The sequence below is a fragment of the Lawsonibacter faecis genome, from assembly GCF_014287675.1.
GTDB classification, from domain to species: domain Bacteria; phylum Bacillota; class Clostridia; order Oscillospirales; family Oscillospiraceae; genus Pseudoflavonifractor; species Pseudoflavonifractor faecis.
On record NZ_JACOPQ010000018.1, the window covers coordinates 48,411 to 64,931 of the forward strand.

The 16,521-nt window shown below is 65.3% G+C and carries 16 protein-coding genes; 8 read left to right on the forward strand and 8 right to left on the reverse strand.

Annotated features, from left to right (window positions below):
• Window positions 1-41: 41 nt before the first annotated feature.
• The 3 genes from H8S62_RS16555 to H8S62_RS16565 are packed head-to-tail and all read right to left on the reverse strand — an operon-like array spanning window position 42 to window position 1,932.
• Window positions 42-344, reverse strand: a complete 303-nt coding sequence (locus H8S62_RS16555; protein WP_186920304.1) for a hypothetical protein — start codon at window positions 342-344, stop codon at window positions 42-44.
• The gene (locus H8S62_RS16560) at window positions 319-1,461 is read right to left on the reverse strand and encodes a DUF4179 domain-containing protein (protein ID WP_186920305.1); all 1,143 of its coding nucleotides are present in this window, start codon (window positions 1,459-1,461) and stop codon (window positions 319-321) included. Before H8S62_RS16560 ends, H8S62_RS16555 begins: the two co-directional genes overlap by 26 nt.
• Window positions 1,462-1,932: a sigma-70 family RNA polymerase sigma factor gene (locus H8S62_RS16565; protein ID WP_186920306.1), complete on the reverse strand. Its 471-nt coding sequence runs from the start codon at window positions 1,930-1,932 to the stop codon at window positions 1,462-1,464. It abuts the gene before it with no gap.
• 206 nt (window positions 1,933-2,138) lie between these two features.
• Here H8S62_RS16565 and mutY point away from each other — a divergent pair, with 206 nt between their 5' ends.
• From mutY to H8S62_RS16590, 5 genes are all read left to right on the forward strand, one after another.
• Complete coding sequence (gene mutY, locus H8S62_RS16570) at window positions 2,139-3,185, forward strand: A/G-specific adenine glycosylase (RefSeq protein ID WP_186920307.1); 1,047 nt, start codon at window positions 2,139-2,141, stop codon at window positions 3,183-3,185.
• 15 nt (window positions 3,186-3,200) lie between these two features.
• Window positions 3,201-4,565 carry an aldehyde dehydrogenase gene (locus tag H8S62_RS16575; RefSeq protein WP_155149106.1) on the forward strand — a complete coding sequence of 455 codons (1,365 nt, stop codon included), beginning with the start codon at window positions 3,201-3,203 and terminating at the stop codon, window positions 4,563-4,565.
• Between the two features lie 85 nt (window positions 4,566-4,650).
• The gene (locus tag H8S62_RS16580) at window positions 4,651-5,223 is read left to right on the forward strand and encodes a thymidine kinase (RefSeq protein ID WP_155149104.1); all 573 of its coding nucleotides are present in this window, start codon (window positions 4,651-4,653) and stop codon (window positions 5,221-5,223) included.
• Window positions 5,224-5,484: 261 nt separating this feature from the next.
• On the forward strand, window positions 5,485-6,357 hold the full coding sequence (locus tag H8S62_RS16585) for a radical SAM protein (RefSeq protein ID WP_186920308.1): 873 nt from the start codon (window positions 5,485-5,487) through the stop codon (window positions 6,355-6,357).
• Window positions 6,358-6,447: 90 nt separating this feature from the next.
• Entirely contained in the window at window positions 6,448-7,854 is a 1,407-nt protein-coding gene (locus H8S62_RS16590; RefSeq protein ID WP_186920309.1) for an MATE family efflux transporter, read from the forward strand.
• A 213-nt stretch (window positions 7,855-8,067) separates the two neighbouring features.
• Here H8S62_RS16590 and H8S62_RS16595 read toward each other — a convergent pair whose 3' ends face one another.
• From H8S62_RS16595 to H8S62_RS16615, 5 genes are read right to left on the reverse strand one after another with little or no spacing between them, the layout of a single operon-like run.
• Window positions 8,068-8,244, reverse strand: a complete 177-nt coding sequence (locus H8S62_RS16595; protein ID WP_155149098.1) for a hypothetical protein — start codon at window positions 8,242-8,244, stop codon at window positions 8,068-8,070.
• Between the two features lie 13 nt (window positions 8,245-8,257).
• Window positions 8,258-9,160, reverse strand: coding sequence for an RluA family pseudouridine synthase (locus H8S62_RS16600; protein ID WP_173023914.1), 903 nt, complete (start codon window positions 9,158-9,160; stop codon window positions 8,258-8,260).
• On the reverse strand, window positions 9,157-9,624 hold the full coding sequence (locus H8S62_RS16605) for a hypothetical protein (protein WP_155149096.1): 468 nt from the start codon (window positions 9,622-9,624) through the stop codon (window positions 9,157-9,159). The genes H8S62_RS16600 and H8S62_RS16605 overlap by 4 nt, the downstream gene beginning before the upstream one ends.
• Window positions 9,618-9,848: a hypothetical protein gene (locus H8S62_RS16610; protein WP_155149094.1), complete on the reverse strand. Its 231-nt coding sequence runs from the start codon at window positions 9,846-9,848 to the stop codon at window positions 9,618-9,620. Before H8S62_RS16610 ends, H8S62_RS16605 begins: the two co-directional genes overlap by 7 nt.
• Entirely contained in the window at window positions 9,845-10,051 is a 207-nt protein-coding gene (locus H8S62_RS16615) for a helix-turn-helix domain-containing protein (RefSeq protein WP_173023913.1), read from the reverse strand. The genes H8S62_RS16610 and H8S62_RS16615 overlap by 4 nt, the downstream gene beginning before the upstream one ends.
• Window positions 10,052-10,256: 205 nt before the next feature.
• On the opposite strand from H8S62_RS16615, the gene hemW reads away from it, so the two are divergent.
• From hemW to H8S62_RS16630, 3 genes are all read left to right on the forward strand, one after another.
• The gene (gene hemW / locus H8S62_RS16620) at window positions 10,257-11,489 is read left to right on the forward strand and encodes a radical SAM family heme chaperone HemW (RefSeq protein ID WP_155149089.1); all 1,233 of its coding nucleotides are present in this window, start codon (window positions 10,257-10,259) and stop codon (window positions 11,487-11,489) included.
• A 199-nt stretch (window positions 11,490-11,688) separates the two neighbouring features.
• Window positions 11,689-14,877, forward strand: coding sequence for a phosphodiester glycosidase family protein (locus H8S62_RS16625; RefSeq protein ID WP_186920310.1), 3,189 nt, complete (start codon window positions 11,689-11,691; stop codon window positions 14,875-14,877).
• 238 nt (window positions 14,878-15,115) lie between these two features.
• Window positions 15,116-16,375 (forward strand): putative glycoside hydrolase, encoded by a 1,260-nt coding sequence (locus H8S62_RS16630; protein ID WP_186920311.1) that lies wholly within the window; start codon window positions 15,116-15,118, stop codon window positions 16,373-16,375.
• Window positions 16,376-16,521: the final 146 nt, after the last annotated feature.

Consider the following 16,521-nt stretch of genomic DNA (forward strand, 5'->3'; position numbering starts at 1 on the left):
GCCTGCGGCCCCCGGGCATACGCCCGGGGGCCCTGTCGATCTTATTTTACAGGAATCTCCACCGGCGTCTCAAATGTGCTCATCCGGGAGAAGACCATCTTCAGCTCCACCGTGTCCGCTGTGCAGCCGACGAGCTGAAACTGCTCCGCAAAGCACCCCTCGGGTACGTTCAGAACAGAGCCGTCCGCCGGCATAACCTCGCCGCTGTGGCTGGAGCTGAAGGCGTTGATCGCGTGCTCCTCTCCGTCGGGGGTCCGGTAACTGCTCGCGGCAATCTGATAGGAGATAAGGTGGGTTTCGTCATTCCCCTCCGGCGCCTTACCGAAAAGGATGATATTGGCCATGGACCCCCGACGTGTAATCGCCCCCAGCGTCACGCCGTCGGGCAGGGGGGGAGAGGGCCTTCCCCTGGGCCAGATCCAGCGTGACGTACTCCCGGTCCCTATCCAGCCAGGTGCACCCGGCGATGTGGACGGTCAGGTGCTCCGCCCTGCCGAAATAGCTGCTCTCCAGACGGAAGGAGGTCATGCCCCCCGCATGCCCAGTGCCGGTGGCACTGATACCGTTGGAGACCTTGTCATACCGGTTCCCGTTCTCGTCGGTGAGGTAGAAGTCCAGCCCTTTGAGCCAGGCGGTGTTGGCCGGGTCGGCGGAGAGGTTAAGCCGCACGTGGGTGGGGTAGATCTCCACCGAATCGGCGGTAAAATCCTGACCGTCCAGGGTGAAGGGCGTGCCCAGTGAGATAGTCTCTCCCGTCTCGGTGAAGGCGGGGTTGAAGCCCAGGTCGAAGGTGAACTCGGCCACGTACTCCCGCTCCGGTAGCGCTTCTCCGCCGATCCTGCTGAGAGCGTCGGGGGCTGGGATGGGCTCGTCGGGGGCGCGCTCCCGATCCCCCATTACCTTAAACCTCAGCGTCAGCGCGTCGGGGGTGTCGCCTTCCAGATAGTTCACCACCACCTGCTGGAGGCCGCTCCCGTCCTCGGGGGAGCGCCAACCCACGGAGCGGCCCCCGGTCTCTCCGTCCGGCTCGAGCACCTCCGGGTCGCCCCAGAGGGCGGTATAGGCGTCGCTCTTGAGGGAGAAGAAGATGTTCACCTGCTTCTGGTCCACTATCAGGTACTCCACCGTCATTGTGACGTCGTTCACCGTCTGGCTCTGGCCGATGGGCTGTACATAGTCGTGCTCCACCGCGGCCTTCAGGCTGGGGGAGAAGGCCACGGCCGCCGCCAGGTCCTTCAAAAAGGGGATATTGCCGCAGGCCCTTGCAAAGGGCAGGGAGAAGTTCACCAGCAGCACGAAGGCCGCCGCCAGCCCGCCCAGGCTGGCCATGGGGATGCCGCACCAGCGGCCCGCCCTGCGCCTGCGGTCCTTGGCCTTTGCCCGGGCCACGGACCCCTCCAGCGCGGGCGGGGTCTCGCTCAGCGCCTGCAAAAGCGCCTGATATTCGTTCATTCGGTCCATTTACCGCGCCTCCTCGTCGTTCAGCTCCAGCTTCAGGAGGGACAGGGCCTTCCTGGCCCGGGTGGATACCGTGCCCTGGGGGATCTCCAGGGCGGCGGAGGTCTCTGCCAGGGTGAGGCCCGTGAAGTACCGCAGGATGACCACCGCCCGCAACGCCTCCGGCAGCCGGTCCACCGCATCCCGGAGGGGGAGGGCGTCGAATTCCTCCGCCGCCGTCTCGGGCAGCTCCTCCACCGCAAGCTCCCGCTTATGCCGCCGCAGCTCTGCATTGCATACATTGATGAGAATACGGGTGAGCCAGGTGGTGAAATACTCCGGCTCCCGGAGCTTGTGGCAGGCGCGCAGGCCCTTATAGACCGCCTCGTCCACCGCGTCCAGCGCCTGGGACTTGCTGCGCAGGTAGAGGCAGGCCGTGCGGTAGAGCCGCTCCTTCAGGCCGTCCGCCCGAAGGGCGTATTCATTTTGCTCCAATGTGGTCCCTCCCTTGCGGCGTGCCCTGAGACGGTCCCGGCTCAGACGCGCCGCACGAAGTATGGAATCAGGTCCCTGTTCACCCATTAGATAATCGGGGAGCCTGTTTTGATCGCCGCCATTGAAATTTATTTTCACGCATTATATAATAGCATAAATTGTAGGGGACGGCCTCCGTGCCGCCCTGTTTTCTTGGAGGCGCCCATTTGAACATACTGGAACAACTGCCCATCCCCCTGCTCTCCTGGTACCGGGAGAACGCCCGCACCCTCCCCTGGCGGAGCGCCCCCACGCCCTACCACGTCTGGGTGTCCGAGATCATGCTCCAGCAGACCCGGGTGGCCGCGGTCCTGGGGTACTACCAACGCTTTATGGACGCCCTGCCCACCGTGGAGGCCCTGGCCCGGGTGGAGGAGGACGTCCTGATGAAGCTCTGGCAGGGCCTGGGGTACTATAACCGGGCCCGGAACCTCCAAAAGGCCGCCAGGCAGATCGTGGACGGCTTCGCAGGGGAGTTCCCCCGGACCTATGAGACGCTTTTGTCCCTGGCCGGGGTGGGGGAGTACACAGCGGGGGCCATCGCCTCCATCGCCTTCGGCGTCAGCGTCCCGGCGGTGGACGGCAACGTTCTCCGGGTGGTCTCCCGCATCACGGGGGACGACAGCGACATCTCCAGGCCCGAGACGAAAGTCCGCATGCGGGAGGCCCTGCTGCAAATCATCCCCAGGGACGCGCCGGGGGACTTTAATCAGGCCATGATGGAGCTGGGGGCTACGGTCTGTGTGCCCAACGGCGCGCCAAACTGCGATAATTGCCCCGCAAAATCCTTCTGCGCCGCGTTCTTGCAGGAAAAAACAGCGCAGCTGCCGGTAAAGGCGCCTAAACGCGCGAGGCGGACCGAGGAACGCCGGGTTTTCCTCATTTTTACGCAGAATGGGGAAAAACGGGTGGCCCTGCGCCGCCGCCCGGCCAGAGGCCTGCTGGCCGGGCTATGGGAGTACCCCAATGAGCTGAAAGCGGTGGATCATCCGCTGGAGACCTGGGGTGTTCACCCGGTCGGCACGCAGTATGGCGGCGTGGGAAAGCATATTTTTACCCATATTGAATGGCATATGACCGCCCAGATCGTCTATATAGAGGAAAACGACCTGCCAAAGGGGTGGATTTGGGCGGACCGGGCCGCCCTGCGGCGGGACTACGCGGTGCCCAATGCCTTCCAGAGCTTTGCGCATCTGGTGGAGGAGCGGCTCTAAAATAAGGAGGGGCTTATGGACTTGAAAGAATTGGTCTCCGCCCAGCGGCGGTACTGGAACAGCGGTGCGACACGCAGCGTCGGCTTCCGGCGGGACATGCTGGAGAAACTGGAGCGGGCCGTGGTAAGCCGCGAGCGGGAGCTGCTCTCCGCCCTGCGGGAGGACCTGGGCAAGGCCCCCTACGAGTCCTACGCCTGCGAGGTGGGGATGACTCTGGCGGAGCTGCGCTGCGCCAAGAGCCATCTGACCCGCTGGGCCGCGCCCAAGGGCCGCCCGTCGCCCATGGCCCTGTTCCCGGCGAAAAGCCGGGTGGTGGCCGACCCCTATGGGGTGGCGCTTATCATGTCGCCGTGGAACTACCCGGTCCAGCTCACCCTGGTGCCCCTCATCTCCGCCCTGGCGGCGGGGAACTGCGCGGTGGTAAAGCCCTCGGCCTATGCCCCAGCCTGCTCGGCGGTGCTGAAGGCCCTGATCTCGGATATTTTCCCCCGGGAGTACGCCGCCGTGGTGGAGGGGGGCAGGGCGGAAAATTCCGCCCTGCTGGAGGAGCGCTTCGATTATATCTTCTTCACCGGGTCCACCGAGGTGGGCAGGACCGTCATGAGGGCGGCGGCAGAGTTTCTGACCCCCGTGACCCTGGAGTTGGGGGGCAAGTCCCCGGTCATCATCGGGGAGGACGCGGACCTGAAGCTGGCCGCCCGGCGGCTGGCGTGGGGCAAGTTCCTCAACGCGGGGCAGACCTGCGTGGCCCCGGACCACGTCTGGGTGCCGGAGGGGATGCGGGACGCGCTGGTGGAGGAGCTGGGAAAGCAAATCCGTGCGTTATACGGAGAAAACCCGCTGGAGAGCCCCGATCTGCCCAAAATCGTCAACGAGAAGCATTTTAATCGGGTAAACGGGCTGATTCAGCGGGAGAAGACGGCCATCGGCGGGAAAAGCGACCCTGTGACCCGGCGCATTGAGCCCACGGTGCTGGTGGACGTTACCGAGACGGACGCGGTGATGGGAGATGAGATTTTCGGGCCGGTGCTGCCCATCCTGACCTACACCGATCTGGAGGAGCTGCTCGCACGGCAGCAGCAAAAGCCCCGGCCCCTGGCGCTCTATCTCTTTACCCGGGACCGGCGGGCGGAGGAGCGGATCCTGCGCATGGTGCCCTCGGGCGGCGTGTGCGTCAATGACACGGTGGTGCATCTCGCAAACCCCAACGTGCCCTTCGGCGGCGTGGGGGCCAGCGGCATGGGGGCCTGCCACGGGAAGGCCGGGTTTGACACCTTTACCCACTACCGCACGGTGGTGCGCCGGGGCGCTTTGGATCTGCCCGTGCGCTACCCGCCCTACGGCGGGAAGGGCCTGGGGCTGCTGAAAAAGCTGATGTGAAGCGCCCCTGTCCGCCGGGGACGGCGGCCCTTTTTACTGGGGGGCAGACGCCAGGGGGAGCTTTTTAAAATGGAGGATGGAACGGATGGCAAAGCTGTATTTCCGCTACGGGGTCATGGGCTCCAGCAAGACAGCCAACGCGCTGATGGTGCGCTATAATTACGAGGAGCGGGGGCAGGACTCCCTGCTGGTGAAGCCCTCGGTGGACCAGCGGGACGGGGCGCGGTTCGTGGCCTCCCGGGCGGGGCTGAGCCACCCCTGCATCTATTTTTCCGAGCTGCGGGAGATGACGGGGGAGGAGCTGAAGCCCTACGCCTGTGTCATTGTGGACGAGGCCCAGTTCCTGAGCCGGGAGGAGGTGCAGTACCTCACCTACCTGGTGGATGAGCTGAACGTGCCCGTCATCTGCTACGGCCTGCGGGCCGACTTCAAGGGGGAGCTGTTCCCCGGCTCCCAGGAGCTGCTGGCCAGCGCGGATATCATCGAGGAGATCAAAACCATCTGCTGGTGCGGCAAGAAGGCCATCTGCAACGCCCGCTTCGACGAGAACGGTAAGGTCCTCAAGGAGGGCGAGCAGGTGGTGCTGGGGGCCAACGACCGGTATATCGGCCTGTGCAGGAAGCACTGGAAGGAAGGCAATCTGGGGCCGGGCAAGTAAAAATAAGACAGGATGGGACCGCGGGCCGTCAGAGGGCGTTCCATAGCCCAGACGGAGACCCCGGGCAAAGCGCTCCTGGGCGCAGAGACCTGATAGACGGGATGGCGGCGTTCAGCCGAATTATGATAATCTGCTGAAAATCGCGGATTATTACAAAGTCTCCGTGGGCTGGCTCATGGGCCGCACGGAAAAGTGCGAGGTCAACCGGTAAGGGCGGGGACACGGCGGCCCGCCGGATAAACACGGAAGGGAGCACAGGGCATGATTTGCAGGCTCTGCCCGCGCAGATGCGGGGCGGAAAGAACGGATACGGCTGGGGCGGGCGTCTGCGGGATGCCCGCCCTGCCTGTGCTCGCCCGGGCTGGCCTCCACCCCTGGGAGGAGCCGCCCATCTCGGGGACCCGGGGGTCCGGGACGGTCTTCTTCTCCGGCTGCGCGCTGGGGTGCGTCTTCTGCCAGAACGAGGGTATCAGCCACGGGAACTTCGGCAGGACCGTATCCGCGGCCCGTCTGCGGGAGATTTTTCAGGAGCTGACCGCCCAGGGGGCGCACAACATCAACTTGGTGAACCCCACCCACTTCGCCCACGCAATTCTGGCGGCGCTGAGAGAGCCGCCGGAGGTCCCGGTGGTATGGAATTCCGGCGGGTACGACAGCGTGGAAACCCTGGGGGGACTGGAGGGAAAGGTGCAGGTCTATCTGCCCGACCTCAAATACCTGGACGCCGCCGGCGCGGCGCGGTACTCCGGGGCGGAGGATTACCCGGAAATTGCCGCCGCGGCCATCCGGGAGATGGTGCGCCAGACTGGACCGTATGTGCTGGAGGAAGGCCTGCTCAAGCGGGGCGTGCTCATCCGGCACCTGATTCTCCCCGGGCGGGTGAGGGAGGCCAAGGCCGTAATGGACTGGGCGGCGGAATCCTTTCCGCCCCACACGGTGCTCTTCTCCCTCATGAGCCAGTACGTCCCCCTGGGCCGGGCGGCGGCGTTCCCCGAGATCAACCGCCGGGTCAGGCCCTCGGAGATCCGTGCGGCGGAGACGTATTTCGCCGCCACCGGGCTGGACGGGTTTACCCAGGAGCTGCTGTCCGCCACCGAGGGGTTTATCCCCAATTTTGACCTCACGGGTGTATAGAGGCGGCGGAACGCCGCCTCTGGGCCGCCTGCGGCGGCAGCACCCGCCAGGGGGATGCACTGATTGAATTTGTTTGGAGAGGATGTTTCCATGGAAGGGAATCAACGGGTGGGGAGAGGGCGCATGGGGACCATGTGGCGCCTCTCCTGGCCCGCGATCATAGAACAGGTGCTGGCCACAATGGTCAGCTATGTGGACACCGCCATGGTGGGTGCTCTGGGGGCGGCCGCCACCGCCGCCGTGTCGGTCAACGCGGCGTCCCTCTGGCTCATCAACGGCGTGCTCTCGGGGGTAGGGGTGGGCTTCTCGGTGCTGGTGTCCCACGCCATCGGCGCGGGGGACGACAGCAGAGCCAGGGCTGTCATCCGCCAGGCGGTGCTGGGCACCCTGGTCTGCGGCTGCGCCGCCCTGCTCCTCTACCAGCTTCTGGCCGGGTTTATTCCCCTCTGGCTGGGTGCGGAGCCGGACGTCTACCCCCAGGCGGTGGCCTATCTGCGGTGCTATACTGCGGCCATGCCCTTCACCGCCGCGGGACTCATCTTCTCCGCCGTACTGCGGTGCATGGGCAACAGCAAGGCGCCCCTGCTCTTCAACACCATGGCAAACGTGCTGAACATCATCCTCAATTTCTTCTTTATCTATCCCACGCGGCGGGGGGATTTCCTGGGCATGCGCTTCGCCATCCCCGGCGCGGGTATGGGTGCCACGGGGGCGGCCATCGCCTCGGCCATCGCCCTGACGGTCTCAGGTGCGGCAATATTTTGGTGCGCCCTGCGGCAGGGGGACCGCTTCCGGGTCTCCCTCCGCGCGGAAGGGCTGCGGCCCGACCGGGCCATTTTACGGCAGGCGGTGCGGCTGGGCCTCCCCTCGGCGGCGGAGCGGGCGGCGGTTAACCTGGGCCAGATCGCCATGACCGCCCTGGTGGCCTCCCTGGGCACGGTGGCCCTGGCGGCCAACCAGATCGCCACCACGGCGGAGGGGCTTTGCTACATGCCGGCCTACGGCATCTCTTACGCAGCCACCGCTCTGGTGGGACAGTCGGTGGGGGCCCAGAACCGGGAGGACGCGGAGGGGTACGGCACGCTGTCGGGCAGGCTGGGCTTCTTCCTGTGCCTGGGCACCGGCGCCCTCCTCTTCCTGCTGGCACGTCCTCTGGCCACCCTCTTTAACTCCGACCCGGCGGTGGTGGATCAGGCGGCGCTGGTGCTGCGGATTGTCTCGGTGGCGGAGCCCTTTTTCGCGCTGTCCATCGTCTTCACCGGGGCCCTGCGGGGCGGACAGGACGTGCGCTTCCCCATGGCGGCCAGCCTCATCTGTATGTGGGGAGTGCGCATCGTGCTGGCGCCCATCCTGGTGTTCGTGTTCCGCATGGGGCTGGAGGCGGTGTGGATTGCCATGAGCGCCGACCTGGTCCTGCGGGGCATCCTCTGCACCGTGCGGTGGAGAAGCGGGAAGTGGAGACGGATGTGCGGACTGGAGACGGCGGCGGTAAAGTGAAGAAGGGAAAAATGGAAAAGCCGGTTGGATTGAACCGGCCTAAACCGCCCCACGTCCTTTTTTAAAAGAGGCAAGGGACGCCCGGACACCTTGTCCAGGGTGCTGCCGCCGACAGCCGGCTGTGGGAGCCTTCCCCGCGCGTTTCGGTGTACGGGGAAAAAGCCCGGCGCCATCCAAAACGGATGGCGCCGGGCTTTTCTGCGCGGTTGCGCCTCAGTCAGGCCTGCGGGCGCGGACGAGGGTGAAGACGAACAAAAAGAGGGAGAGAAGCAGCACCGCGCCCGCCGCGCGGACCAGCGGGTCGGGCAGGGGGACGAGAAGGAGATTGACCACGATACAGGCAGCGCCCAAAAGCAGCGGGATCAGAAGCAGGAAATGCGAACGTCTCATAAGGGCCTCCCATCTACTCCACAAGCCGTGCCATATCGGCGGGCAGAGGAAGCGTAAAGGTCATCGGCTTTCCAGTGACGGGATGGAGGAGGCGCAGCTGCGCAGAGTGAAGGGCGGGGCGGGAGATCAGGGCGGGGTCCTCCGTGCCGTAGAGGAAATCCCCGGTGAGTGGATGGCCCAGGTGGGCCATATGGACCCGGATCTGGTGGGTACGGCCGGTCTCCAGCTCCAGGCGGAGGAGGGCGCGGTCATGGGCGGTTCGGAGCGTCTCGTACCGGGTGCGGGAGGGCTGGCCGTCGGCAGCCACCCGCCGGGCGATGAGGGAGCCGGGCACGGAGCCGATGGGGGCGTCGATAAGCCCGGCGGGCGGCTGGGGAACCCCCTCACACACCGCCAGGTAGAAGCGGCGGAAGTCCGGGGTGTGCAGAGCGTTTTTCAGCGCCTCCTGGGCGTGAGGGTGCTTGGCGACCACCAGCAGGCCGCTGGTACCCTTGTCCAGCCGGTGGACCGGGTGGAAATCGGCCTGAATACCCTCTTTATCGTAATAATCCAGCAGAAAATTACCGATTGTATCGGAAAAGTGGCCGGGACCCGGATGGACGGGTACGCCGGGGGCCTTGTTGAGGATCAGGATATCGGCATCCTCATACACGATATCCAGCGCTCCGGCGGCTGGGACAATACCGCTGCGGCGCACGCCGTCGGCCACCAGGACGGAGAGGACCTGGCCCGCACGGGGGCGGACGTCGGTATGGACCCGGACGCCGTCAAGCAGAATCCCGTCGCTCAGCCACTTCACCCGGCGGATTACCGTGCCCGAGAGGCCCAGGCCGGTGCGCATGAGGGTATCGATCTTCCGGCCCGCCTGCTCCGGTGTGACGGTGAGGGCCAGGCGGCGGGGCGGCTGGGCGCTCACAGCTTTTTATTGTAGTAGGCCGTGGCGGAGAGGAACACCACGAAGAACGCCGCAATGGCGGCCAGCAGGGTAAAGAAGACGGCCTGACTGACCGCCACGGCGATCATCAGCGCCACGTAGGCCAGCACCATGAGGATGAGGACCGTGGCGGAGGCGGCCCGGAGCGTGACCTCCCTGCCGCGCTCGTCGGTCTCCTTAATCTCCTCGGCACGCATCTTTTTCTCATCCCTCAAAAGCCGCCGGGTGCCGATGAGACCCACGACGCTGAAGCCCGCCACACCCAGGCCCACCCCGCCGTAAAACCCCAGGACGAAGGAGGGCAGGGCCACGTCCAGCCACGCCAGAACAAAAGAGGCGCCCATGGTGCACCCGCCCAGGACTGCCAGCAGGATAAAGAGGATGCTTCGGCGCTGAAGGACCTTTTTATAGTCGCCGTGACCGGCGGAAAAGAGCTTGATTAGCATGAATGTCCCCCCTTAAAAAGCCGATGCTTCCAGGCACGCAGGCGTGCGGCCCGGCGCTCGTCCGCGCTGATGATGCCCAGCAGAATAAGGACGATGGAGAGGCCCGTCAGGAAACAGGACAGAAAGCCGGGCAGAAACCCGGAGCGGTGGTTGAGCTGTGCCGCCGCGGAGAGCAGCAGCCCCGCGCCCAGCGCGGGATTGGGCTTGCAGCTGCGGTCTTTCATAGCGCGTCCTCCTCGTCGAACAGGAATATGTCCTCAATGCACATACCGAAATACCGGGCCAGCTTGTGGGCCAGCAGAAGGGAGGCGTTATACCGCCCGTTTTCCAGTGAGATGATGGTCTGCCGGGTGACGCCCACCGCGTCGGCCAGCTCCTCCTGGGTGATCCGCCCTGCTTTTCGCAGCTCGGCGATGCGGCTTCTCACACGCAGACCTCCTTTCCGGCCGGCCATGGTATGGCCGGTTGCTGTAAAGCGCGCTTTACAGCAATAAGTATAGCATACTTTACATAGTTGTCAAGCACGGAGTGCGGAAAAGCTAAAAATTCACAGATACGGCCTTGAGTGTTGAGGGCGGACATATTATAATAACTTAGTTTAGAGATTCCTTATAGAAATCGGGGGACCCCTTATGATCGAAAAGCTTGGTATTTACATCCACATTCCCTTCTGCCGCAGCAAGTGCGATTACTGCGACTTCTACTCCCTGGCGGGACGGGAGGACCGGATGGACCAGTACCAGAAGGCCCTGCTCGCACACATCAAGGAGACCGCGCCCTTCGCCAAGGGGTATCAGGTGGACACGGTCTACTTCGGCGGCGGCACGCCCAGCTGGTACGGCGCCAAGCGGCTCTCCGAGCTGCTGGCGGCGGTGCGCCGGCGGTTCCTGGTGGCGCGGGACGTGGAGGTTACGGTAGAGGCCAACCCCGACAGCGTGGACAGGAAGATGCTGCTCCTTCTGCGGCGGGCGGGGGTGAACCGGCTGTCCCTGGGGGTGCAGTCCGCCTGTGACCGGGAGCTTGCCGCCATCCACCGGCCCCACAACTTTGCCCAGGTGAGGGCTGCGGTGGACGCGGCCCGGGGGGCGAAGATTAAAAACCTGAGTCTGGATCTTATCTACGGCCTGCCCGGCCAGGACGAGGCGTCCTGGCGGGAGACGTTAGAAAAGGCCCTGGCCCTGAAGCCGGAGCACCTCTCGTGCTACGGGCTGAAGGTGGAGGAGGGGACCCCGCTCTGGACCCGGGTGGCCCAGGGGGAGTCTCTGCCCGACGACGATGCGCAGGCGGACTGCTACCTCTGGACCGTAGAGCGGCTTGGGCAGGCGGGCTTCCGGCAGTACGAGATCTCCAATTTCGCCCGGTCGGGCTTCCAGTCCCGGCACAATCTGAAGTACTGGATGGGCAAGCCCTACATCGGCCTGGGGCCGGGGGCCCACTCCGACTTCGGCGGGCGGCGCTACTCCTTCAAAAGGGATTTGGACGCTTATATCGACGGGGTCCTCAGCGGAGACGCCATCGTGGAGGAGTCTGAGCTCATCCCCAAGCGGGAGCGGGGCGGCGAGTACCTCATGCTGCGTATGCGCACCGCCAGAGGCATCGAGGAGTGGGAGTACCGCAGGGAGTACTACATGAACTTCGAGCCCATTGAGCAGAAGCTGGCCGAGTTCGAGCACCAGGGCTGGGTGGCCCGGCAGGACCGGCGCTGGCACTTTACGACCAAGGGCTTCCTGCTCTCCAACCAGCTGATCGGCGCCCTGCTCGAGGCCCAGGAGAAGGCCAGCCTCTCCGAGCTGATGCCGAAGGCGAAAGAGGAGTTCGGAGGCGGCGGCAGGCCAGAGGAGAATGGGCCTTCTCCGCGAGCGTAGGCGAGCCGCGCCCTGCGCTCGCGCAGGACGGGGCCGCGTGCGATGTGCAGGCATCGGGCGGGGCGGTATAAAAGAAGGGAAAAATGGCGATAAAAACCGCATGATTACAGGGCCGGGCCTGTTTACAAACAGGCCCGTTTGTGTTAACATAATAAATCAGCAGTATCTTTTTGACCGTTTCCGTATTTGGGAGGAACACATGAAGCACAAAATGAGAAAAACGGCGGCAATGGCGCTGGCCGTCGTACTGGGGCTCGCCCCTCTGGCGTCCGCCTCGGAGGCGCTGGGCCACGAGATTCACGGGACCAGCGTGGATCTGTCGGTGGGGACAAGCCTCACCAAGCAGATCTTCTGGAGCGATACATACTCGGACCTGCGCACCGAGCGGTATTTCACGTACAGCCCCAACCGGAACGTGCAGCCCGTGGTGGCGTACGGAGACAAGGTGACCAGCCGGGCCACCCTCACCGCAATGGCCCAGACTCTGGAGCAGCAGGGCAAGCGTCTGGTGGGCGGCATGAATGGCGACCTCTACGTGATGGCCACCGGCGCGCCCCTGGGCGTTGTAATCACCGACGGGGTGGTCCGCTCCGCGCCGGGCAATATTGACTTCGGCTATTACGGAGTGGGCTTCCGCGGGGACGGCACCGCCTTTATCGGCAAGCCCGAGCTGTCCATTACCGCCACCTTCCGGGGCAACACGTTCTCTGTGGGCGGCGGCGTGAATAAGGTCCGCACGGAGCTGGGAGGCTACACCCTCTACACCGAGGACTTCAACGCCACCACCCAGAACACCAGCGCCGGGGTGGACGTGATTCTGGTTCCCGTGGTGGACAACGTGGGCCAGACGGTAAATGTGGATTTGGACGTGTCGGAGAAGGGGCAGGACCAGCCCAAGAGCACGGCTGAGAGCGGGGACGGCGGGGACGTGGTCAGCTCCGACGGACTCACCGAGCCGCCCGCGCCCACCGAGAGCGCCGAGCCCATCTCCGAGGTGAAGGGCAGCCTGCTTCAGAGCGCCGAGCTTACCGTGGGCGGCCGGGTCACATACCGGGTGGAGCAGGTCCTTGAGGCCGCCGGGGCAACTGCCATCCCGGCGGGCAAGGCGGTCCTGTCCATCAATGGAAAGGGCGACCCCTACCTCATCGCCGAGCTGCGTGCCCTCCAGGCGGGTGACACCATCGACGTGGACATCACAACCCCGGAGCAGCCCTGGACAGAGGCCGACCAGGCCATGGGCGGCCTGCACAAGCTGGTGACCGCCGGGCAGGCGGAAAAGAATCTGCCCGCCGAGCGGACCGCCTACTCCGCCGTCGGCGTGAAGGCGGACGGCACCGCCGTGTTCTACACCATCGACGGCAAGCAGCCGGGCTACAGCGTGGGGGCCACCCTCACCCAGGTGGCCATGCGCATGGTGGAGCTGGGCTGCGTGGACGCGGTGAGCCTGGACGGCGGCGGCTCCACGACCATCGGCGCCACCTACCCCACCGACAGCGCCCTGGGGGTGCTCAACAAGCCCTCCGACGGCAGTCAGCGGGCCAACAGCGTGGCGATCTTCCTGGCTACCGAGACCAAGGCCACCGGGGAGCTGGGCAGTCTCTACGTCACGCCGAGCGACAATCTGCTCCTCTCGGGGACCAAGGTGACCCTCACAGCAACGCCCCTGGACACCGTCTACTACCCCATGACCAGCAGCGAGAATGTGGTCTGGTCCATCCAGAACGGGGATGGCATGGTGAGCGCCGACGGGGTATTCACCGCCGGGGGTGAGAACGGCGTGACCCAGGTGACCGCCAGCGCCGGAAAGGCCAATGGCAGCGCCGCCATGACAGTGGTGAAGAAGCCGGACAGCATCAGTCTGACCAATGAGACCAATGGCGCGGCGGTGACCGCGCTGAACCTGGAGCCGGGAGAGGTGCTGGACCTGAAGGCCAACTCGGTCTACAAGAAGCTGGCCCTGACCTCCGACGATACCTGCTATACCTGGACCCTGGACGGCGCGGTGGGAACCGTGGACCAGAACGGCGTCATCACCGCCGGGGAGAAGAGCGCCAGCGGCACCCTCACCGTGACGGCGGGAGGAACCAGTATGAGCATCAGCGTGGCCGTAGCAGGCCATGTGAAGACCCTGGACGGCTTCGAGAGCGGCATTGACTCGGTGACCTCCACCGAGGGCGCCGCCGCCTCCTGGGAGAGCAATCTGGACTATGTGCGCTACGGCGCCCACAGCCTGCGGGTGGACTACAATGCGGGTGGGACCGGCGCTGCCAGCCTGCCCACCACCTTGACCATCGCCGCCGGAGAGCGGTACCTGAACCTCTGGGTCTACGGGGACGGCTCGGGCAACAGCCTCACCGCCACCATCGCCGACAAGGACGGGGCCACCAGCGAAGTGGTGCTCACCAGCCTGGACGGCTCCGGCTGGAAGTTCGTCACCGCCAGGCTGCCGGACAACGCCGAGAGCCTCCGCTCGCTGAACCTTATCTACGGCGGCGCAGAGGGCAAGGGGGCCGGTACCTTCCGGGTGGACCAGATTACCACCTCCAATGAGACCATTCAGGACACCACCGCCCCGGTGGTAACCCTGTCCCTCACCGGCACAGCCCTCCAGGCCGTGGCCGCCGACAACATCGACAAGCAATTTGATAAGAGCCAGGTGGCGCTGACCTACGACGGCAAGAGCATAGACTTCACCTGGGACGCCGCCGCCAGCACCATGAAAGCCACCCTCCCCGCCGGAGACGGGCGGATGCACCGGGTTGGGGTCAACGTGACAGACGCTTCGGGCAACATCGGCCGCGGGGCCGCCAACGTGGCGGCGTCGGCTGAGCGGGAGGCGGTCTTCACCGACACGGCGGAGCACTGGGCCGGGACCTTTGCGGTCTACCTCTACGACCACGGCATTACCACCGGCGTGCCCAATGAGGCCGACGGCACCCTGCAGTTCCAACCCGACCGGACTATTACCCGGGGCGAGTTCTTCGCCATGACCGCCCGGTGGCTGGGCGTGGACCTGAGTCAGTACGACGCGGTGGAGCTGCCCTTCGCCGACGCGGCGGAGATTCCCGACTGGGCGCTGAGCGGGGTAAAGGCCATGTACTCCCTGGGGTATCTCAAGGGCACCATGGACGGCGGGGTGCTGAAGGCCAATGCCACGGCCACCATCAGCCGGGCCGAGGCCATGACCCTCCTGGGCCGTATCCAGGAGCGGGGGTACACCGCGGTGGAGCTCACCTTCACCGACGCGGCCAGCGTGCCCGACTGGGCGCTGGAGCACGTCAAGACCCTGGTGGGCCAGGGCGTGGTGGGCGGCTATGAAAACCGCATCATGCCCGGCGAGAGCCTCCGCCGGGGCGAGGTCGCCAAGATGCTCTTTACCATGACCTGACGACAGTTATCAGTTAAAAAAACAGCCGGACCTCGACATAGTCGTGGTCCGGCTGTTTTTTGGCATGGGACGGGCAACGGGAACAGATTATTGTGAGCCGGGGACCTCGCAATAACGCTGCGGCGGCGGTTAGATAAATGGGTGGTAGCGTCTTGCCGAGTCGAATGGGAGGGGGTATAATCAAAATAACACGAAAAGATGCCGCGCGATAAAACGGGCGGCGGAGGGGTGAGCGTTTATGCGGCGCGGTTCCTATCGCGGGCGGGGGTACGGCTCCCGCTACTCCGGCGGCGGGCGGGGGAAGGCCGGCGTGATTCTTGGTGTCGTTTTTGTCCTGGCGCTCCTGGGCGCGGCGGTGTGGCTGATCCGCTCCATGTTCTGTACGCCGGCACCCGCGCCGACGGCGGTGGTGCTGACGAGCGGGCCGTCTCCGGCGGCCACGCCCACGCCTACGCCGGAGCCGTCCGCGCCGGAGTTCCCGGAGCCGCCGGAGAGCCTGCGGGGAATCTATATCTCAGGGCCTGTGGCAGGGGACCCGTACATGGACGCGCTGCTGGAGCTGATTGACAGTACCGAGCTCAATGCGGTGGTCATTGATGTGAAGAACGACGAGGGGAATCTCACCTACCGGCCCGACGGGGGTACGGCGGTGGAGATGGGGGCCTGCGTGCGCTACATCCGGGATCTGCCGGGCCTGGTGGCGCGGCTGAAGGAGCATGGGGTATACACGATTGCCCGGATTGCCGCATTTAAGGACCCGGTTCTGGCCGGGGCCCGGCCAGAGCTGGCCCTTAAAAAGGCGGACGGCTCCGCCGTGGACGAGGGCGGGGGCCTTGCGTGGGTGAACCCCTACGAGCAGGCGGTCTGGGATTACCTGATTGAGGTGGCCCTGGGGGCCGCGGAGGCGGGCTTTGACGAGGTGCAGTTCGATTACGTCCGCTTCCCCACCGGGAAGGGTGCCCGGGATGCGGACTATGGGGCGGCCGCCGGGGAGATGAGCCGGGAGGACGCGGTGCTCGCCTTTCTGGAGCAGGCGGGGCAGGCCCTCCACAGACGGGGGGTGTGGCTGGCGGCCGACGTGTTCGGCACCGTCATTACCAGCAGGACCGACGGGGAGCTGATCGGTCAGGATTACGCGCGGATGGGCGGGGTGGCGGACTTCCTCTGCCCCATGGTCTATCCCTCCCACTATGCAGGCGGGGCCTTCGGTCTGGAGGTGCCCGACCGGGAGCCGTATCAGACCGTGTTGAGCGCGCTGGAAAAATCCCGGGCGGTACTGGACATGTCCGGGGAGGAGGACCGGCCCGGTGTGCGGGTCTGGCTCCAGGACTTCACCGCCACCTGGGTACAGGGGCACATCACCTATGGCGGCGAGGAGCTTCGGGCGCAGATCCAGGCGGTCTATGACGCGGGGTATACGGACTGGATACTGTGGAACGCAAAAAACAGCTATACCGCCGACGGGCTGCTCGGCGCGGCGGAGGGAGAGGCGGATTGACATAAAACGGTCCGAGGCGTCCGCAGGCCAAAAGGGACCGGTCTGGACTGTTCTCATCAAGCTCCATGCCGTGGGAGGCGTGGACGCCGGGGCCGATGAGTGCGGCACGGACGTCCAGCCCCGCGTGCCAGGCCCACGCAGCCCAT

Excerpts from the sequence above, each read along its gene's own strand:
- H8S62_RS16555 (WP_186920304.1), bottom strand. The coding sequence starts at position 344 with ATGGCCAATATCATCCTTTTCGGTAAGGCGCCGGAGGGGAATGACGAA.
- H8S62_RS16605 (WP_155149096.1), bottom strand. The coding sequence starts at position 9,624 with ATGCTAATCAAGCTCTTTTCCGCCGGTCACGGCGACTATAAAAAGGTC.
- H8S62_RS16630 (WP_186920311.1), top strand. The coding sequence starts at position 15,116 with ATGCGGCGCGGTTCCTATCGCGGGCGGGGGTACGGCTCCCGCTACTCC.
- H8S62_RS16575 (WP_155149106.1), top strand. The coding sequence starts at position 3,201 with ATGGACTTGAAAGAATTGGTCTCCGCCCAGCGGCGGTACTGGAACAGC.
- H8S62_RS16560 (WP_186920305.1), bottom strand. The coding sequence starts at position 1,461 with ATGGACCGAATGAACGAATATCAGGCGCTTTTGCAGGCGCTGAGCGAG.
- H8S62_RS16595 (WP_155149098.1), bottom strand. The coding sequence starts at position 8,244 with ATGAGACGTTCGCATTTCCTGCTTCTGATCCCGCTGCTTTTGGGCGCT.
- H8S62_RS16580 (WP_155149104.1), top strand. The coding sequence starts at position 4,651 with ATGGCAAAGCTGTATTTCCGCTACGGGGTCATGGGCTCCAGCAAGACA.
- H8S62_RS16585 (WP_186920308.1), top strand. The coding sequence starts at position 5,485 with ATGATTTGCAGGCTCTGCCCGCGCAGATGCGGGGCGGAAAGAACGGAT.
- H8S62_RS16610 (WP_155149094.1), bottom strand. The coding sequence starts at position 9,848 with ATGAAAGACCGCAGCTGCAAGCCCAATCCCGCGCTGGGCGCGGGGCTG.
- H8S62_RS16590 (WP_186920309.1), top strand. The coding sequence starts at position 6,448 with ATGGAAGGGAATCAACGGGTGGGGAGAGGGCGCATGGGGACCATGTGG.
- H8S62_RS16625 (WP_186920310.1), top strand. The coding sequence starts at position 11,689 with ATGAAGCACAAAATGAGAAAAACGGCGGCAATGGCGCTGGCCGTCGTA.
- hemW (WP_155149089.1), top strand. The coding sequence starts at position 10,257 with ATGATCGAAAAGCTTGGTATTTACATCCACATTCCCTTCTGCCGCAGC.